The organism is Synergistaceae bacterium (assembly GCA_031272035.1).
Taxonomy (GTDB): Bacteria; Synergistota; Synergistia; order Synergistales; family Aminobacteriaceae; genus JAISSA01.
Map to the genome: position 1 here is coordinate 13,496 of JAISUO010000077.1, position 18,178 is coordinate 31,673.

At 52.3% G+C, this 18,178-nt stretch carries 17 protein-coding genes; 1 reads left to right on the forward strand and 16 read right to left on the reverse strand.

The annotated features are described in order from the left end of the window. Window positions 1–84: 84 nt before the first annotated feature. The 16 genes from LBR61_09255 to LBR61_09330 form a co-directional block, all read right to left on the reverse strand. Window positions 85–1,332 (reverse strand): ABC transporter substrate-binding protein, encoded by a 1,248-nt coding sequence (locus tag LBR61_09255; GenBank protein MDR1732261.1) that lies wholly within the window; start codon window positions 1,330–1,332, stop codon window positions 85–87. Between the two features lie 75 nt (window positions 1,333–1,407). After that, window positions 1,408–2,184, reverse strand: coding sequence for an N-acyl homoserine lactonase family protein (locus LBR61_09260; protein MDR1732262.1), 777 nt, complete (start codon window positions 2,182–2,184; stop codon window positions 1,408–1,410). Between the two features lie 21 nt (window positions 2,185–2,205). Further along, window positions 2,206–3,504, reverse strand: a complete 1,299-nt coding sequence (locus LBR61_09265; GenBank protein MDR1732263.1) for a TRAP transporter large permease — start codon at window positions 3,502–3,504, stop codon at window positions 2,206–2,208. After that, entirely contained in the window at window positions 3,505–3,909 is a 405-nt protein-coding gene (locus tag LBR61_09270; protein MDR1732264.1) for a TRAP transporter small permease, read from the reverse strand. A 137-nt stretch (window positions 3,910–4,046) separates the two neighbouring features. After that, window positions 4,047–5,072, reverse strand: coding sequence for a TRAP transporter substrate-binding protein (locus tag LBR61_09275; protein ID MDR1732265.1), 1,026 nt, complete (start codon window positions 5,070–5,072; stop codon window positions 4,047–4,049). Window positions 5,073–5,206: 134 nt separating this feature from the next. Continuing rightward, window positions 5,207–5,911, reverse strand: a complete 705-nt coding sequence (locus tag LBR61_09280) for an ABC transporter ATP-binding protein (GenBank protein MDR1732266.1) — start codon at window positions 5,909–5,911, stop codon at window positions 5,207–5,209. Further along, window positions 5,898–6,629, reverse strand: a complete 732-nt coding sequence (locus LBR61_09285; GenBank protein MDR1732267.1) for an ABC transporter ATP-binding protein — start codon at window positions 6,627–6,629, stop codon at window positions 5,898–5,900. The genes LBR61_09280 and LBR61_09285 overlap by 14 nt, the downstream gene beginning before the upstream one ends. 45 nt (window positions 6,630–6,674) lie before the next feature. Next, window positions 6,675–7,661, reverse strand: a complete 987-nt coding sequence (locus LBR61_09290; GenBank protein ID MDR1732268.1) for a branched-chain amino acid ABC transporter permease — start codon at window positions 7,659–7,661, stop codon at window positions 6,675–6,677. Then, window positions 7,658–8,542, reverse strand: a complete 885-nt coding sequence (locus LBR61_09295; protein MDR1732269.1) for a branched-chain amino acid ABC transporter permease — start codon at window positions 8,540–8,542, stop codon at window positions 7,658–7,660. Before LBR61_09295 ends, LBR61_09290 begins: the two co-directional genes overlap by 4 nt. A gap of 223 nt (window positions 8,543–8,765) precedes the next feature. Continuing rightward, window positions 8,766–9,737 (reverse strand): ATP-binding cassette domain-containing protein, encoded by a 972-nt coding sequence (locus tag LBR61_09300; GenBank protein MDR1732270.1) that lies wholly within the window; start codon window positions 9,735–9,737, stop codon window positions 8,766–8,768. Beyond that, entirely contained in the window at window positions 9,734–10,729 is a 996-nt protein-coding gene (locus LBR61_09305; GenBank protein MDR1732271.1) for an ABC transporter ATP-binding protein, read from the reverse strand. The genes LBR61_09300 and LBR61_09305 overlap by 4 nt, the downstream gene beginning before the upstream one ends. 4 nt (window positions 10,730–10,733) lie before the next feature. Beyond that, window positions 10,734–11,573: an ABC transporter permease gene (locus tag LBR61_09310; protein ID MDR1732272.1), complete on the reverse strand. Its 840-nt coding sequence runs from the start codon at window positions 11,571–11,573 to the stop codon at window positions 10,734–10,736. Between the two features lie 30 nt (window positions 11,574–11,603). Continuing rightward, the gene (locus tag LBR61_09315; GenBank protein ID MDR1732273.1) at window positions 11,604–12,548 is read right to left on the reverse strand and encodes an ABC transporter permease; all 945 of its coding nucleotides are present in this window, start codon (window positions 12,546–12,548) and stop codon (window positions 11,604–11,606) included. Window positions 12,549–12,653: 105 nt separating this feature from the next. Further along, window positions 12,654–14,204, reverse strand: coding sequence for an ABC transporter substrate-binding protein (locus tag LBR61_09320; GenBank protein ID MDR1732274.1), 1,551 nt, complete (start codon window positions 14,202–14,204; stop codon window positions 12,654–12,656). A 67-nt stretch (window positions 14,205–14,271) separates the two neighbouring features. Beyond that, entirely contained in the window at window positions 14,272–15,882 is a 1,611-nt protein-coding gene (locus tag LBR61_09325; protein ID MDR1732275.1) for a D-aminoacylase, read from the reverse strand. Between the two features lie 73 nt (window positions 15,883–15,955). Then, window positions 15,956–17,107, reverse strand: coding sequence for a hypothetical protein (locus LBR61_09330; protein ID MDR1732276.1), 1,152 nt, complete (start codon window positions 17,105–17,107; stop codon window positions 15,956–15,958). Window positions 17,108–17,433: 326 nt separating this feature from the next. Here LBR61_09330 and LBR61_09335 point away from each other — a divergent pair, with 326 nt between their 5' ends. Next, window positions 17,434–17,874: an Rrf2 family transcriptional regulator gene (locus LBR61_09335; GenBank protein ID MDR1732277.1), complete on the forward strand. Its 441-nt coding sequence runs from the start codon at window positions 17,434–17,436 to the stop codon at window positions 17,872–17,874. Window positions 17,875–18,178: the final 304 nt, after the last annotated feature.

The window sequence follows — 18,178 nt, forward strand, 5'->3', positions numbered from 1 at the left end:
CAGCTGAGACTCGCAGGTATTTTCAATCAATCACCATATACACGAACCAGGGATACACATCACGTATTTTTTAGAAATTCAACGCTATTTTGTTTTCCTGAGGACGGCGGGATCGATATATTCTCCGCTGGCCATAAATTCAGGATAAATTGTGATCAATTTCCCGTTCTGCCACTGCCCGATCACCGCCGTTGACCTGTCGTTTGCTCCCGTCGCGTTCAGCGTTATTTTGTCGCCCGCCAGGAGGGTATCGAAAGTTCCCGCGGCGATCGCGTCGCGCAAAGCTTTTTTATCGCGTGAACCCGTCTGTTCCAATGCCTGGGCGATTACCATGACAGCCGAATAAGCGCCACCGGCACATTGTTCCATAAAATATCCATACGTTTTCTCGAATTCATCGGTTATAGCTTTTTTCGCTGGATTGTCCACAAGATTTTTGTTGGTGGCAAACCAGTTTGCGCTGACGAGAACTCCATTCATACTTTCGCCCAATGCGCTGTAGAAAGAAGGAAGTGAATTGCCCGTAATAGTCACCGGGTTGTAGTTTAAATTTTGCATGGCGGTAAAGAGAAGCTTGCATACCTGGTAAATGGTGTAAATAAAACAAACGTCCGCTCCGCTGGCTTTGATGGAAGTCACCAGCGCCGTGGCATCAGTTAACGTATTGGGATGAGAGTCATCGAAAACGAGGTTCATTCCCATGCGCTTAATCGTGGCGCGAGCTCCGTTTGCGCTGTTCATCCCCTTGGCGCTGTTTTCGAAAATCAGGGCGGCGTTGTTCACCTTTATCCCGATTTTATTCTTCAGCCAGTCGATAAATTCGACCGAAACCTGGCCAACCGAGGATGCGCGGCAATGGATGGAAAAGACGTACTCGTAGCCCTGGCTGCTCAAATTATCTGCGTTGTTGTGCGTGACCAGAGGAACTTCATGACTTTCCCATACGGGCAGAGTGGGAAGAACCAGTCCACTGGTGCCGCCGCCCACGCCGGCGATAATGTCGCCTCTGGAAAGGACACGCTCCACAACACTTTTGGTGTTCTCTGTATTGCTGGTATAATCTTCGATAATCAGCTCGATTTTGGCTCCGCCCAGAGCCTTGATGCCGCCCGCTTCATTGATGCGTTTGACCGCCAGTTCAATGCCCGCCCGTTCCAGTGTCCCATTTTCTGTGGAATCACCGGAAAGGGAGGTGATCAGAGCCAGCCTGACAGGTTCCGGTTCAGCGGCCCATGCGAGGCCATCTCCCGGGCGGAGTGAAATTCCATTTCCAATCAGACACAAAATTCCCATGACCACGATAACTGTTAAAAGACGCGTACTTTTTCGCATTTTTGCAGCCTCCTCTATAGATAATTTTATTTTATGAACTTCTGACCTGGTTTTAATAACTTTCGCTGCTCCTTTTTACGCCTGTATTTTTTGGGGAGGATAAACTTTATGTTCGAAAACTCTTTGATCGTGTCCAGGTAAAATTTTGCAGTTCAATTTTTCGATAATCTCGAAATCGCGGTAGCAGTCATCTACATTGACGTGAATACTGACGGGGATGTGCTTCCACACGCCTTTGCCTTCCCAGTTTTCAAAGTCGGAAATGACATCCCCCGCGATCAGATAAGGACCCTCTGTCGTATTAACAAGAACTCCCTGAGAGCCTGGCGTATGGCCCTTGAATTTAATCAACCGGATGCCTTCGAGCAAATCGACGTCTCCGTCCACGATCTCGAACTGTCCCATGACCTCAATCCATGGCGGAGTCATTCCCACATGCGCGGTCTCATAATAATAGTACTGAAAGGGATGAGGGTTGATAGCGTAGGCTATCTCTTCTTTTTGCACGTAAATTTTCTTTCCCGGAAACAATCGATTGTTGAAACAATGGTCGTGGTGCAAATGCGTATTTATAAGAAAATCGATTTTCTGTGGGTCCACACCGGCAGTCCGGATAGTGTTGAGAATTTCCATTTCCGGCGGGAGATGGAGTTTGAAATGATGTTTTTCGATGCTCCATTGCTCTCCGCCGCAGCCTGTATCCACTAAAATCGTGCGCCCGTTGCCCACAACCAGAAACGCGATGATGGGACTGACTTTCAGGGTTCCCATATTTTGAAGGTAGGTGGCGCCTGATTTATCCCGGGGTTCCTGTTCGCCTGTTTTGAGAGGAATGATTTCGTACGTCTTCATTATTTCACACGCTCCTTATTTTTACAGCCAGAGAAGAGGAATATAAGTTACCATGAGGCAGGTTGCCATTCCAATCATTACAAACGGCCAAACCCGTTTTACCAGCGTAATCACAGGCACTTTCGTGAATCCGGTGGTGACAAATAACGCTCCTCCAAAAGGCGGTGTAAGAGTGCCGATGATGCAGTTGAGAATCGTGACTACCCCGAAATGGATGGGGTTGATGCCAAAGGATTTGGCAACGGGGAAAAGGAGCGGTGTAATGATGGTAATGGTAACGCTGCCTTCCACAAACATGCCGGCGATAAAGTAAACGATATTGATGAGCAAAAGGAAGGAAACGGGTGTGGAAACCGTATTGCTTACGCCTGCAGCTACTGCTCTGGCTACGTTGTTGACGGTTAAAAGCCAGCTGAACACGTTCGCCGCGTCCACGATGATGATGACGCAGGCACTGCCGACGACGGAATCAGTCAGAGCCCGACAGGTGGTTTTGGGATTCAGCTCTCTGTACACGAACGTTCCCACGAGCCAGGAGTAAATCGTCGCTACAATGGCGCACTCGGTCGGTGTGAATATTCCCATGTAGATGCCGCCCAGGATAATGACAGGAGACAACAGTGCCCAGAATGCCTCCAGACAGTCTGCTCCCAGTTTTTTCAGAGCGACCTTTTGAGAAGTCGAATCCGGCTTTAAAACGACGGGGACATAAAAATTCTGCACGCTCTTCTTTCGAATGAGCCAGAGCGCCATACCGATATAAGCGAGCATGGTCAATATTCCTGCCGGAGCGATGTACAGAAGCATATCGCCCACTGAGGAACCGGTGGCGACGCCGTACAGGACGCAGAGAATACTGGGTGGAATTAAAACGCCCAGCGTTCCTCCCACTGCCTGTAAAACCGCTGCGTAGCCTGCTTCATATCCTTCCTGCAGCATTTCAGGATACATGATTTTGCCTATCGCCACCGTTGTTGCGTAGGAAGAACCGGAAATCGCGCCGAAAAAGGCACAGGAAACCATTGTGATGACGGCCATACTGCCTCTTACCCAACTCAGGAGACTTCTGGCAAAATTGACAATTCTCCTGGAAATGCCTCCCTGCAGCATCAATTCACCGGCCATAAAGAAAAAAGGAATGGCCAACAGGGGAAAATTGTCGTTTGCGGTATAGAGTCTTTGTACGACCGTGTGCATCTTTCCGCCAGTGTTCAAAATCGTTGCAAAGGAGGCTAAAAGAATAGACAGGTAAACGGGCGCGCCAATAGCCATGAAAACAATGAGCGCCACGATCAGTAAAATCGCTCCGGTTCCTATCACTCAGTTCGCCTCCTTTCCATACAGTCTGAAAATGGCGTGAAGCACGTATACGACACCGACCAGGCTGCCCACCGGTACGGCCGCGATGACAACGGCGTAAGGAAGGCGCAAAGCCGGAGTGTATTGCCTGAAATTACGCGCCATAAACGGAAATCCATAAACGATTAAAAAAAGGAAAACCGTCAGGGCGAGCAAAAGCAGGAACGTTTGATAATAAGGAATATACCTGGAAGGAATGCGTTTGGAGAACAGGTCGAACGAGGCATGACTTCCGCGGTCGAACCCTATCGGCATCCCCAAAAAGGTACTCCACACGAACAAATAACGGATTAACTCCTCCGACCATGAAAGCGGCATTCTCAGAATGTAGCGAAAGAAAATTTGAAAAAATCCCAGGACGAGCATCGCTGCCGCCATAAAAAACATAAAGAATTTTATAGTTCGGTCAAAGATTCTAAACATGCTTCATCTCTTTTCTTCATTGAGCCGGAGGGGAAACGAATAAAACAACTCTTCTTACCTGAATTTTCACCTGAATTTTCTTACCTGAACTTGAAATCGACAATGCTCCTGACGAAGTCAGGTCCATAGATGGCCTCGTATTTGGGGTAAATGGTACGCATGGCATCGGCCCATATCTTTTTGTCCACCTTCAGGACCTGCATATGTCCGCGTGCCTCAATGGCTTTGATGGATTCTCCTTCCACCCGGTCATTCGCTCTGAAAGAAAAAGCGAGCATGTCGGCTGCCACGGACTGGAAGAGTTCCTGGTCTTCGGAAGACAGAGAATCATAGAGTTCCTGGCTCATGGAAATGAGGCCTGCCGCAAATGTGTGTTCTGTAAGCATCAAATATTTTTGAACATCGTCGAAAGAACCGCTGTTGATGACGATGGGCGGGTTGTCCATGCCATCGACGGTCCCCTGCTGAAGCGCGGTGTAAAGTTCCGTGAACGCCATGGGCGTGGGATTTGCGCCAACCGCGTTGTACATATCGATGTAAACGGCATTTTCCATAGCGCGAATTTTTTTGCCTGCAATTTCTTTCGGAGTTCGTATCGGTTCGTTGGCCGTGAGACTGCGCCAGCCGCAGGCAATCCACGTCAGGGGTTTTATACCGGTTCCCTCGAACTGCTTCAGGATATTTTTGCCAATTTCACTTCCCAGAACGGCTTCGGCGTGCTCGTTACTCATGAACAGGTACGGCAGATCGAACACTCCGCAGGTCTGGACGAAATTGTAGGCCACCTGACTTCCGCCTCCGACCATGTCGATCATTCCCGTGCTTTCCTGTTCGAGCAGCTCTCGCTCGCTTCCCAGAGCGGAGTTGTGGTGCTCGGAAAAGGAGATTCTGCCCCCCGTTATTTCCTGAATACGCCGGCACATTTCGGAGATGGCCAACTGGATCGGATTGTTCATCACCACACCTGTAGCCACGGTGAAAGAATGTTTTTCTCCTTTGGTATGATCAACTTCACCCGCTGCCTGAGCAGTTCCCGCAAAAAGGCCCGGTGATATGCACAGGAGTACCAGAACGGCCACTATTTTTCCCCATTTTTTCTCGAACATGATAAAGCCTCCCTGTGAAATTCGTTGGCGGGCAGACTCCATTCGAGTGAGCGCCAACGTGTTTTTTCTCTTTTTCCCTTAGCTTAAAACCTGGTTTGCAAAGGATATTTTTTATTTATCGTGAAAATGTAAAATCACATTCCCAAATAGACTTCCTTCACCCTGTCGTCATTCATCAATGCTTCTGCCGTTCCTTCCATGACGATCTGTCCGGTTTCGAGGACATAACCCCGATGGGCGATATTCATTGCCGCGACCAAATTTTGTTCGATAATCAAAATGGACATTCCACTTTTGCATACCTGAGAAATGGTTTCGAACACCTCATCCACAATAATTGGCGCCAGGCCCAGAGAAGGCTCGTCCAGCATCAGGAGACGGGGTTCCATGACCAGGGCGCGAGCGATGGCCAGCATCTGCTGTTCTCCTCCCGACAGGGATCCTGCTATCTGCTTTTGGCGCTCTTTGAGTTTGGGAAACAGTTCGAACACGCGTTCAATGTTTTCTTCACGGTGTTTTTTTACTCTTTTGTCATATCCTCCCAAAAGTAAATTATCCAGGACATTCAAACTTCTAAGTATTCCACGTCCCTGGGGGATATGAGCAATACCCAGAGAAGCCCGTTTATAAGGAGAAATTTCGGATAAATTTTCTCCATACCAGGTGATTTCGCCGGATTTAATCGGTATCAGGCCGGATAAAACCCTCAGCAGCGTTGTTTTTCCCGATCCATTGGAACCCGCCAGCGCAACGCATTCTTTTTCCTGTACGCAAAGAGAAACATCGAACAGGACCTGTAAATCGCCATACGATACGCAAAGGTGATCAATCTTTAGCACGACGATAGCCCTTTCCCAGGTAAGCTTTGATCACATCCCCATTATCCATCACGTCCTTTGGGATTCCTTCACAAAGCAGTTTTCCCTCGTTGAGTACGATGACCCTGTGGCATAGTCCAACAACGGCCTTCATCACATGTTCGATAAATAGAATAGAGATTCCTCCTCTGTTTATACGCTTTACAAGTTCCATGCTCTCGGTCATTTCAGCAGGATTCAGGCCCGCCATGACTTCATCCATCATAATAATTTTGGGGTCGATGGCCAAAATACGAGCCAGGTCGAGCCATTTGCGTTTTTCTATGGGCAATTTTTCGCTGGACAGATTACGCAGGCTCAAAAGCCCGGTTAAATCCAATATTTCATCGGCTCGTTTCGCGGCGTTTTCAAAAGAATGTTTTTGCAACGCGATGGTGTTGACGCTTTGAAATACTGTAAGCCCCACAAAGGTCTTTGGTGTTTGAAAGGTACGTCCAATTCCGAGTTTTGCGCGTCTGGCGATACTCAATGGCCGGATTGAAGACCCTTCGAAAAGAATATTGCCTGACTCCGGGGTGTAAGTTCCGGCAATAAGATTGACTATGGTGGATTTTCCGGACCCGTTGGGACCGATGAGACCGAGGATTTCCCCCTGTTCAATTGTAAAACTGACGTCGTTGACGGCGTGAACACCACCAAAACTTTTATGTAATTTTATGACCTCGAGCAGTGTTGTCATTTTTGAGATCACTTACCTTCATTTTTATTAAGTAAAATAATATTGTCAGGCTTTTTGTTTAAAAAAACTCCATATTTTCAGTTTCCCATCCGAATCCAGTAAATAACTGATTATTCCTTTAGGTCTGAAGATCATGATCAAAATGAGAGCGAGACCATAAACCAGCATCCCCACTCCGCCCTTGATCTGTGCGTTGGCCAGCTCTATAAGTGGAATGAGAATCATGGCCCCCACCATCGGTCCAAACAGATGCCCCAATCCTCCAATCACGGCAATACTGAGAATTTTTGTGGAGATGTCCAAACCTCCAACGGCGGAGGGGTCAATGTATCCCAAATAGAAAGCGTAGACGGTGCCAATAACAGTGACGACTCCTGCGCTGATCAAAAAAGCGACGAGTTTGTAATTTTTGATCTCGATACCCAGAGATTCGGCGGCATCCTGATCGATTTTGATGACACGCAGGTAATATCCTATTTTGGAACGTTCCACAAGCCAGGCAATAAGAAGAGAAATCATTAAAAGACACAAAAGGATGTAGTGGTAATAAATTATGTTTTTGAAAATTAACGTGGAAAAATTATTTCCTTTAACCGGTATGATCAAACCGTTCGCCCCACTCGTGATGTCTTTTTTGTACCGCAGAAGCACTTCGACGAGTTTACCGAACGCGATGGTGGACAACATGAAATAAGGTCCTTTAAACCTGAACGTTACCAGGCCAATGATCAGTGAAGCGGTAAGAGAAATGGCAAGGCCCACCGCCATGCCAATCCATGGACTGATTTTGAAGTTCAGGTAGAGAAGATAACCCGAATAGGCCCCAATGGCAAAAAAAGCGGCGTGGGCAAGGCCAAGCTGTCCCGCATAACCGCCGATAATGTTCCATGCCGTGGCGAATGCGGCGAAAACACAGATATTGATACACACAGCCACGATATATCGGGATTGCGTGACGAAAGGGATTATCGCAAAAAACAGCCCCAACAAAAAAATGGTCAGTAATTTGGGGGAAACAGATAACTTCTTCATGCGATTCTTTCCCCCTTTCCGAACAATCCGTTGGGCATGAAAATCAGCACCAGAAGCAACAGGATGAAAGCGCCTCCCTGGGACAGATCGACAGAAATAAATGTGGCGATAAAGGATTCCATAATACCTATTAAAATACCGCCCAGCACCGCGCCGGCAATGTTGCCCAATCCACCGATCACTACGCAGACCATCGTTACAATCATGAAAGTCCCGCCCGTCGAGGGATAGAGGTAGTAAGTCGGTGTCAACAGAAGACCCGCAACCCCGGCAAACATGATTCCCAGCGCAAATGACAAACGCATGATCACGGCCGTATTGATCCCCAATATTTCAGCGATTTCCCTGTTTTCGGCTGTAGCGCGCATGGCGCGCCCCATATCCGTCTTTTTTAAGAAGAAATGCAGCAGGACAATACAGATGAGCATCACGAGAAAAGCCACAACTCTGGGCATTGCTATGGAAAAAGTTCCAATCGTAAGCGTACTTGCGCTTATGACTGAAGAGACTGATCGGGGCATTCCTCCGAAAATTAAAAGTAATCCTGTACTGATCACATAAGCGAGTCCCATCGTGACGACGGTGAAAACGGTATTTTCTCTGTTGGCGATGGGGCGAATCACGATTTCGAATAAAACAAGACCGAAGGCAAACATAAAAATGGACACCGGCAGCAGGAGCAGAAGAGGATCCCAGCCTGTCAGTACCTGAAGGAGAAAGGTCAGGTACATGCCTACGGTAAGACAGTCTCCCTGGGCGAAATTGACCACTTTCATAATTCCGACAATCATCGTAAGCCCCACTGATACGAGGCAGTATATCCCCCCTATGGCGATACCATTCACTACGGACTGCAGAAAAGTCCACAAAAACGAGTCCACGATGATTCTCCTTTTATCGTAAAAGTTTCAGATTGGCCTGAGGTATACGTAAGGAAAATTCTTTACCAAAAAATCACAACACAACAAACTCATTTCACAAAGAAATGACCTGTCCTCTGTAATAAATTCATTTTTCGTTTAACAAATAAAATAAAGAGAAAATACATTTTCTTCTGTCATTGTATTATATATTTTAGCATAAATATTATCTTCTGTTTTAATTTCAGCACAGATGGCAGGCCGCCATGTGACCGTTGCCGGTGTCGCTCAGTTCCGGGACCTGCTTCGGACAGATGTTCATGACCTTCGGGCAGCGCGGGTGGAATGAACACCCCGACGGGGGGTCCAGCGGACTGGGCACGTCCCCTGAAAGGAGAATACGCCTGCCTCTTTTTCCAACGTCCGGGATGGGGGCCGCAGAGAGAAGGGCCTCCGTGTAGGGGTGCAGGGGCCGGCTGAAAAGATCCTGCTTTTCCGCGAGCTCTACAATTCGCCCCAGGTACATGACGGCGACCCGGTCACTGATGTGGTGGACGACGCTCAGGTCGTGAGATATGAAGAGATAGGTCAGATTATGGCGGAAGCGCAGCTCTTTCATCAGGTTCAGGACCTGCGCCTGCACGGATACGTCGAGGGCGGACACGGGTTCGTCGGCCACGATCAGTTCCGGCGAGAGCGCAAGGGCCCTTGCGATGCTCACGCGCTGCCGCTGTCCTCCGGAAAACTCGAAGGGATATTTTTTTGCCGCGTCCGCCTGGAGTCCCACGTCCTCCAGAAGCGCCGCGGTTTTTTCCTCCAGCGCCCGGCCCCGGATTGAACCGTGGATAATGGAGGGTTCCGAGATAATTTGTCCCACGGTCATTCTGGGGTTCAGCGAGGCATAGGGGTCCTGAAAAATCATCTGGAAGGATTTCCGGGCGCTCCGCAGCGCGTCTCCCTTCAGCGCCAGAAGATCCTGACCTCTGAAAAAGACGGTTCCTCCGGTGGGAGGAATCAGCCTCAGCACCGTTCTGCCCGCGGTGGACTTGCCGCAGCCGGATTCTCCCACCAGCCCCAGGGTTTCCCCTCGCCTGAGAGAGAAACTGATTCCATCCACGGCCTGAATCTGACCCGTTACGCGGCGCAGGAAAGAGCTGCGCAGGGGGAAATATTTTTTCAGATTTTTCACATCCAGCAGGGGGTCAGACAAATTCACACCTCTTCTCGTGATTCGGTTTTGACGAAATCCGGTTTCCAGCAGCGGGAGAAATGTTTCGGCGCGATCTCCGTCAGAGCCGGTTCCTCCTCGAAACAAAAATCGGCCGCGAAAGCGCAGCGGCTGGCGAATTTACAGCCTTCTCCCAGGTCTTTGGGCGAGGGGACCATTCCCGGAATCGCGCAGAGAGACTCCACCTGCCGGTCAATGCGGGGAATGGACTGCAGCAGCCCCAGAGTGTAAGGGTGTCCGGGGGAGGAAAACAGAGCTTTGGTGGAGGCGCTTTCCACGATATTGCCCGCGTACATGACCGCCACTCTGTCCGCGGTTTCGGCCACCACTCCCAGCGCGTGGGTGATCAGCAGCACCGCCATGCCCGTCGCTTTTTGCAAATGCAGAATCAGATCCAGAATCTGGGCCTGTATCGTCACGTCCAAAGCCGTTGTCGGCTCATCGGCAATCAGCAGGTCCGGTGAGCAGGAAAGGGCCATGGCGATCATCACTCGCTGTCTCATCCCGCCGGAAAGCTGATGCGGATAACTTTTGATTCTTTTTTCCGGCGCGGGAACCCCGACCTTGCGCAGAAGGTCCACCGCCCGTTCGAGGGCCTCCGGACGGGACAGTCTCTCATGGGTGCGGATGGCCTCTGCGATCTGGTCGCCGACGGTATAAACCGGATTCAGGGAGGTCATCGGTTCCTGAAAAATCATCGAAATATTCTTTCCTCGCAGGGTGCGTATCTCTTTTTCAGGCACGTTTAAAATATCCCGCCCCCGGTAGAAAATATGTCCTTCCAATCCGCTGTGAGGCCGCGGAACAAGCCCCATTACCGCCAGGGAAGTCAGTGACTTGCCGCTGCCGGATTCACCCACGAGGCCGAGAATTTCCCCTTTTTCGATATGCAGATCAACGCCCCTCAAAACCCGCACCGGCCCGCCGGGGGAGGGAAAGGCGAGGGTCAGGCCCTGAATGTCCACCAGATTGTTCGGCATGGTCTCAAATTCCTTCCACACTTTTGCGAAAATGAGGATCCAGTCTGTCTCGAAGAACGTCTCCGAGCATGTTGAACGACAGCACCGACAGCACGATAAAGGACCCGGGGAAAAACAAAAGCCAGGGCGCCATGGTCAGATACGTCCGTCCTTCGCTCAGCATGTTGCCCCAGCTGGGGATTTCAGGTGGAATGCCCAGCCCCAGAAAGTCGAGGGCCGCCATGTCCAGAAGTGAAAACGCGAAAGTGAACGTGGCCTGCACAATAATGGGGGAGGTCATGTTGGGCAGGAGATGCCGCAGAACGATGCGGGCCTCCCTGGCTCCCAGGGAACAGGCGGCCTCCACGTAGGGTTCTTCCTTCACCCTCAGCGTCAGGGCGTAAACGATGCGCGTGGTGCGCGTCATGTACGTGATTCCCACGGCCAGAACGACGTTGAACATGCCCCGCCCGAGGATGGACACCAGAACCAGCGCCGTCAGCAGGGACGGGAACGCCATAAGAACGTCGATCAGCCGCATGACGAAAGGTTCGATACGGCGGAAGTACCCGGCGGACATTCCGAAGGCGATGCCTCCCGCGATGGCCACGGCCACCACCCCGGCGGACCCCAGAAGGCTTGTCCTCGCGCCGTAAACGATCCGGCTGAAAATGTCCCTCCCAAAGTTATCTGTCCCGAAAAAATGGGTGAGGTTCGGTCGCTTCAGCCGCTGGGCGGGGTCGAGGTGCGTGGGGCTGTCGGGAGCCAGAAGCGGAGCGAAAATCGCGAAAATCAGAATGATCGAAATGACGATAAAACCCGCCAATGCTACCCTGCGCCTCACCAGTACGGACCAAAACGACATAATGCTGCTCCTTTGGCGGAATCCGCGTCTCTAAATGCGGATTCTGGGATCGAGAAACGCGAAAATCAGGTCTACCACGAGATTGACGATCATATACATCAGGGCCACAATCAGAATAATCCCCTGAATAATGGGGTAATCCCGCCTGAGCACGGATTCGACGATCAGGCGTCCGACTCCCGGCAGGGAGAAAACGGTCTCGGTCACCGCCGTGGAGGCCATGAGCCCTACAAACGTGAATCCCAGTACGGAGACCACACTGATCAGAGAATTTCTGAAAATATGCTTCAGCGTGACCGCGGATTCACATAACCCTTTTGCGTAAGCTGTTTTAACGTAATCGGCGCGAGCCACGTCCAACATGCTGGAACGCGTCATTCTCACGATGAGCGCCGAGTTGGGGGCGACCAGAGTGAGGCAGGGCAGGACCAGGTAGCGCAGATTGCTCCAGTCCCCCGATTCCAGTATGGAGGGAAATCCGGAGGTGGGAAGCCATTTCAGGTGAACCGCGAAGAGGTACATCAGATTCAGCCCCAGCCAGAACGTTGGAACCGAGGCGAAAAACATCGACGCTCCGGACAGAAACTGATCCATGCCCGTGTTGCAGCGCGCCGCGGAGACAATCCCTATGGGCACGCCCACCAGGATGATCATGACGATGGAAATGAGGGCGATGAATACGCTGGTCTCGGCTCGATCTCCGATCACCTTCAGAACCGGCTGGTGAAAAAAGATGGACTGCCCCATGTCGCCCCTGAAGAGCCCTCTGACCCAGATGCCGTACTGCACGTAAAGCGGCCGGTTCAGCCCAAGCGTCTCCCTGAGGGCTTCCACCTGCTCCGGAGTGGAGTTGTCTCCCAGCATGACCGCCGCCGGATCTCCCGGGATCATGTGTATAAAGGAAAAAACGAGCAGGGACGTCAAAATGAGCGAAGGGATCATGCTGATTGTCCTTTTCGCGATGTATGCCAGCACTTTGGAGTCCTCCCTTCGTCAGAATATACGCCCCTCCGGCGTTCGGAAGCGTTCAGGGGGGCACATCCGCAGACATGCCCTCCCTGTTTGCCGCCTTTCAGACCGTTATTTGCCGAATCCGATACCCCAGAACTTCGGCCAGATCAGAGCGCTGTCCCCGACTCCCTCGATTTTGGGCGAGTAGAGATAATACACGTAATGGAAGCCCGATTTCATGACGGGGATTTCCTCGTAGACCAGAGTCTGAATCTTTTCCCAAATTTCCTTGCGCTTCACCGGGTCTATAGTTTCGGAAAATTCTTTGGTGAGAGAACGTTTTTGCTCTGTCTTCCACCAGCCGGGATAAGCCTCGCTGATGAACGTAAAGAGCGCCGGTTCCGGAATGAACCCGTGGGCGGTGAGGAAGAGGTCCCACTGTTCCGGGTCGGCCCGTTTCGAAACCAGAGTGGCCCAGTCGTAGACCTGAAGGTCGATATTGAATCCCGCGTCCCGAAGGTTCTGGGCCATGACGGTGCTGTAGTCGTAGTTGTACTGATAGGAAGTCGTGGTCATGTACCGGATTTTTTCTCCCTTGTAACCGGCTTCCTGAGCCAGTTTTTTGGCCAGCGCGACGTCGTGGACGTTGTAATTTTTGATCCCCGCCTCGGAGTACCAGGGCGTTGTGTCGGGCATAAGGGATCCGGACAGAATCCACAGGCCCCTCGGCCCAAACGCCGCGGCCTGACCGGCTTCGATGTTGAGAGCGGCGAGAAGGGCCTGACGCAGTTTGTAGTTGTCCTTCAAAACTCCGGCGGAGCTGTTTGCGAAGAGGAACACCTGGGTCGCGCCCTGGCTGAGGGTCGTTCTGACGGAAGAATCCGCCTTCAGAGATTCGTACAGGTCTCCCGGAAGCTGTTCCGCGAAATCATAGTCTCCGGCCTTCACCCCGTTGACCCGGGTGCCCGGGTCGGGAACCGGAATGAAGCGCAGCTCGTCGAAGAGCGCCTCGCGTTTTCCCGCGTAACCGTCCTCAGGCTCGGTGCGGAAGACGTACTCGTCGAAGCGTTTCAGGCTGATGTATCGCCCGGGGTTGTGCTCGGCGAACTTATAGGGGCCAGTCCCGATGTACTCCTCCGGCGGGATGAAACCCTTGTCGGCTTTTTCCGCCACCGCTTTGGGATAAACCACAGGGCCGCCGTTGGTGAAGGCCAAAAGGTTCTTCCAGGGGGCGAAGGGCTGTTTGAACGTTAATTTAATCTGGTCCTGACCGATCTGTTCCATCTTGTCGATGTTGGAAAAGAGCACCGGACCCCTGGTGCCGAATTTGCTCCAGCGGGTCAGAGAGGCGATGACGTCTCCCGCGTCCAGGATTTTCCCGTTGTGGAATTTCACCCCTTCCCGCAGCGTAAGCACCACGGTTTTTCCGCCGTCCTGAATGTCTTCGGTTTTGACGAGAAGCGGTACGGGCTCATATTTGGCGTTGAAGCAATACAGACCTTCGAAAATATGCTGCGCAATCATCGTTCCCAGGTCGGAGGTGACCAGCTGCTGATCCAGCGACGGCGGTTCGTCGATCATGGCGAAACGCAGCAGGCCGCCTTTCACCGGAGCCGCGCAGGCAGCCGCGGCGAGAGCGAACACCAGCGTCAGGGCCAATATCCACCTTTGTTTCCTCATTTTGCAACACCCTCTCTTTTTGTATGTCCAATTCGGAATGCAAATTCCGAAAAGGGGTTCCCGTTGTTTACGCCGGGTGAATCCGGATGCTCCTCCCGAGAATTTTGCCGGTCGTTTTTCCATCCACGACGACGAACTGTCCGTTTTTCACGACGCGTTCCACGCCCTCCGAGGGGACGCGGGAATTTCTGTATTCGGCGCGATCAATGACGGTATTGGGATCGAAAAGCACCAGGTCCGCAAGCAGCCCCTCTTCAATCCGGCCCCTGTCCTTCAGCCGGAAGCGGATCGCCGGGTATCCCGTCATTTTTCGGATGGCCTCCTCCCAGGTGAAGAAACCCTTTTCCCGGACGTACCGGCCAAGAACCCTCGGATAGGTCCCGAAAGACCTCGGATGGGGATTTCCGCTGGCAAGCGGTCCGGTCAGCGAGGAGGGCAGAGCGTCGGAGCCGATCATCGACAGATGGTGCTTCATGATGCGCTCCATGTCCTCCTCCGAGTGGGAGAGAATGACGATCGTCGCCTGAGCCTTTTCGGAGGCCACCAGGTCGAGATATCCGATCTCCGGAGCGACTCCGCGGGAGTCCGCTATTTCCTGCAGACTGAGCCCCACAATGGATTTGTCGCTGCGGCAGGATCCGATCAGAATTCTGTCCCATCCGGTGTCTTTCGCGTGGTTGTCCCATCCGGGAAGGTCCCGTTTGAAATCCTCCAGAATGCGTTTGCGCTCGGAGGCGTCGGAAAGCCGTTCCAGAACTTTGGGGACGCCTCCGGCGTTTGCCCAGGGCGGCAGAAGAGAGGTGATGGCGTTGGAGCCCGCCGCATAGGGGTAAACGTCGCAGGTCACGTCGATGCCCTCTTTGATGGCGTCTTCCATCATCTTCAGGGTTTTCTCGGACCAGCCCCTGTAACGACGCATGACTTTGTGATGCGAGATGTGCAGCCGACAGCCGCTCTTTCGCGCGATTTCGATGGCCTCCCTTACGGCGTCCAGCAGGGACCCCGCCTCCCCGCGGATGTGGCTGGTGTAGATTCCGTCGTATTTTGCGACGACGCGGCACAGTTCCGTGATTTCATCGGTAGAGGCGTAACAGCCCGGTGGAAAGATGAGCCCCGTGGAGAGCCCTGCGGCTCCGCTGGTCATGGCTTCTTCCACGTAATCCTTCATAAGGACCATCTCCGATGCCGTGGGCGCCCGGTCGTCAGTGCCCATGGCGGCCACCCGCAGCGTTCCGTGCCCCACCAGCTGAACCAGGTCCGTGATGTGACCGCGCCGGTCCAGCAGGTCCAGCATCTCTCCCACGGTCTGCCAGGAGGGCTCCATCGGAATGCTGGAGGGAATCGATGCCGCCAGGTAGGGCAGGAGATCGTCGTAGTGGGCTTTGCTGATGGGGGCAGGGCTTTGTCCGCAGTTTCCAGCGACCTCCGTCGTCACGCCCTGCAGAACCTTAGCGTCCGGATTCGCCACGAACAGCGCCGCTCTGTCCGCGTGAGAGTGGGCGTCCACAAAGCCAGGGCAAAGGATTTTTCCCCCGGCGTCGATTTCGATTGTCGCGGGTTCGGGAAGATAGTTTCCAATGCGGGCAATCCTGTCTCCGGAAAGGGCGACGTCCGCTTCGTACCCCCTGGCGCCGCTGCCGTCGATCACCCGCGCGTTGCGAAAGACCACGTCATACATGAACAGTACAGTCTCCTTCCGGTTGAATCAGTTTACTTCAAATTGGTATCAGCGCTTCCTGAAATCTTCCCGTTTACCCCGCCATTTCTTTTTCGATGGCTTCGAGACGCGAGGCGATGAGGTCAAATTCCCCGTCCCGCAGGGTCATGGGATTGACAAATATGCCGTCCTCGTCGGCGGCGACGGTGAAAATCGAGGGGTTCCCATCCGTCAGGCGCTTCAGAACCCAGGAGGAAATCGATTCGGAAAGAGGCTTCGGCGGTCTGAAACGGACGACGGCCTGGGCCATTGGCTGCCCGGCTTCATTGGGGAACACTCTTTCCACGGAGGTGACCCGGCTGTTTTCGAAGCGTTTTTTGAGCGCCGCGATTCGTCCTTCGGCCCAGGCGTCTCTTTCCTGATGATTGTCCGCCACGTACTCCTCCACAGCCGACCAGAGCCCGACGATCTCCTCCCGGCCCACCTTGAACATCCGTCCCACGCCGTAGGTCGGGAAGGCCGTTTTCGCGACCCAGTTCATGAATTCCCGCTTTCCCACCACAAGGCCGCTGGCCTGAGGGCCCTTCAGGTCCTTGCCTCCGCTGAAAATGCAGGCCGAAGCCCCTTTTTCCGTGATTTTCCAGAGGTTTTCCACCGGCGGGACCTGTGCCGCCGCGTCCACAATGACGGGAATGTCGTGCTTTTGCGCGATGGCCAGAGTTGCCTCCAGCGACAGCGCCCCCGGGGCGATCCATCCGCCGGGAGGCATGAAAAAATAGTAGATGGCCACGGTATTTTCCGTAAGAGAGAGCTCCAGATCGGATTCCGATGTGGGCAGAATGAGATTGGGAAAACCGGGTTCCACCAGCTTTGTTCTCAGCAGCTGCACCGCCCAGTCGTAGGGGTTGCGGTGGGCTCTGTGGATGACGATTTCGCAATTGGCGATCTGCTCTTTGGACAGGGAGGCGTGAGGGCGTCCGAAATATCTGGCGATGGCGGCGGCTCCCGTGATGTGGAGAGAACATGCGGCTCCGTTCGTCACGAAGGCCGCTTCGTTATGGGTCAGAGCGGCGAGGCGCTCGTGAACCTTCGCCTGAAGTTCCCGGATAATCACGTGACTTCGGGCCGCTTCCGCCATGGCTGCGATGGTTTTTTCGCTCATGCGGCTTCCTCCGGCCATCGTGTAGGTTCCCGCCGCGTTGATGACTTTTCTGACGCCAAGCTTCGCGTAAACGTCTTCAGACAAAAGAAAGCCCCCTTTTAATTCAATGCCATCCGGTCAATGCCATCAGGAACGCGCCGGGCCGTCTCTATAAAATTATTTAAAATAATGAACACTAAAATGAACACTGGAATCATTCTACCACAGTCGGGTTATCGAACTTATGTCATTGAGAGTGCAAGAAGGAAAGTGCGAGAAGGAGAGTGTGAGAAGAAGAGTGCGAGAAAATTTCGTCTTGCCGTTCGGGTTGTTTTTGGTAGAATCCATATATGAATAGTGGGATAATTAGATAACAGATGGAGAAGAAAGATAAAGAAGAAAAATATTTGCCGCGTGAGGGAGGAAAAGCTATGAAAATATCGACGAAAGGGAGATACGCTCTGCGAATGTTGCTGGATCTGGCGGAACATCAGGATGAGGGATATATTTCACTGAAGGACGTGGCCGAAAGACAGAACATTTCAAAAAACTATCTGGAGCAGATCATCACCCTGCTGAAAAATACCGATATGCTGCGGACCACCCGCGGTTCTCAGGGCGGGTACAAACTGGCGAAGCCCCCTTCGCAGTACACGGTGGGGGAAATCCTTCGCATCACGGAGGGAAACCTCGCCCCTGTAGCCTGTCTGGTGGACGATGTCAATGAATGCGAGCGCAGTTCCTTCTGTATGACCGTCGGTATCTGGCGAGAGTTGGGGAAAGTCATAGAAGATTATTTGAACGGGATCACCCTCCAGAGTATTCTGGACAAACATCACAACCTCGACGTTGCCGATCAGTATTGCATATAAAGTGAGCGCTGCGGGCTCGGGCATATTTTGAAACGCGCAATTTTGAGTATGCTCTTGACAGCGCACGCTTCTGCTTTTATATTATAACCAACTAAAAACATAAGATTTATAGGATTGAGCCTGACGGGGTTGCTCTCCAGGGGAGACGAGGGGAGGGAAGAAGGTGCTCGTTTTTATGCGAAAACTCCTGTTTTCTGAAATTTGCACTGGACGGAACTGCTGTTGCGGCAAGAGTCGTGTTTTGTTTGTGCCGATTCGGGACGCCAGGTACGTCGTACAAAAATTTTGAGAACACAAAAAGGAG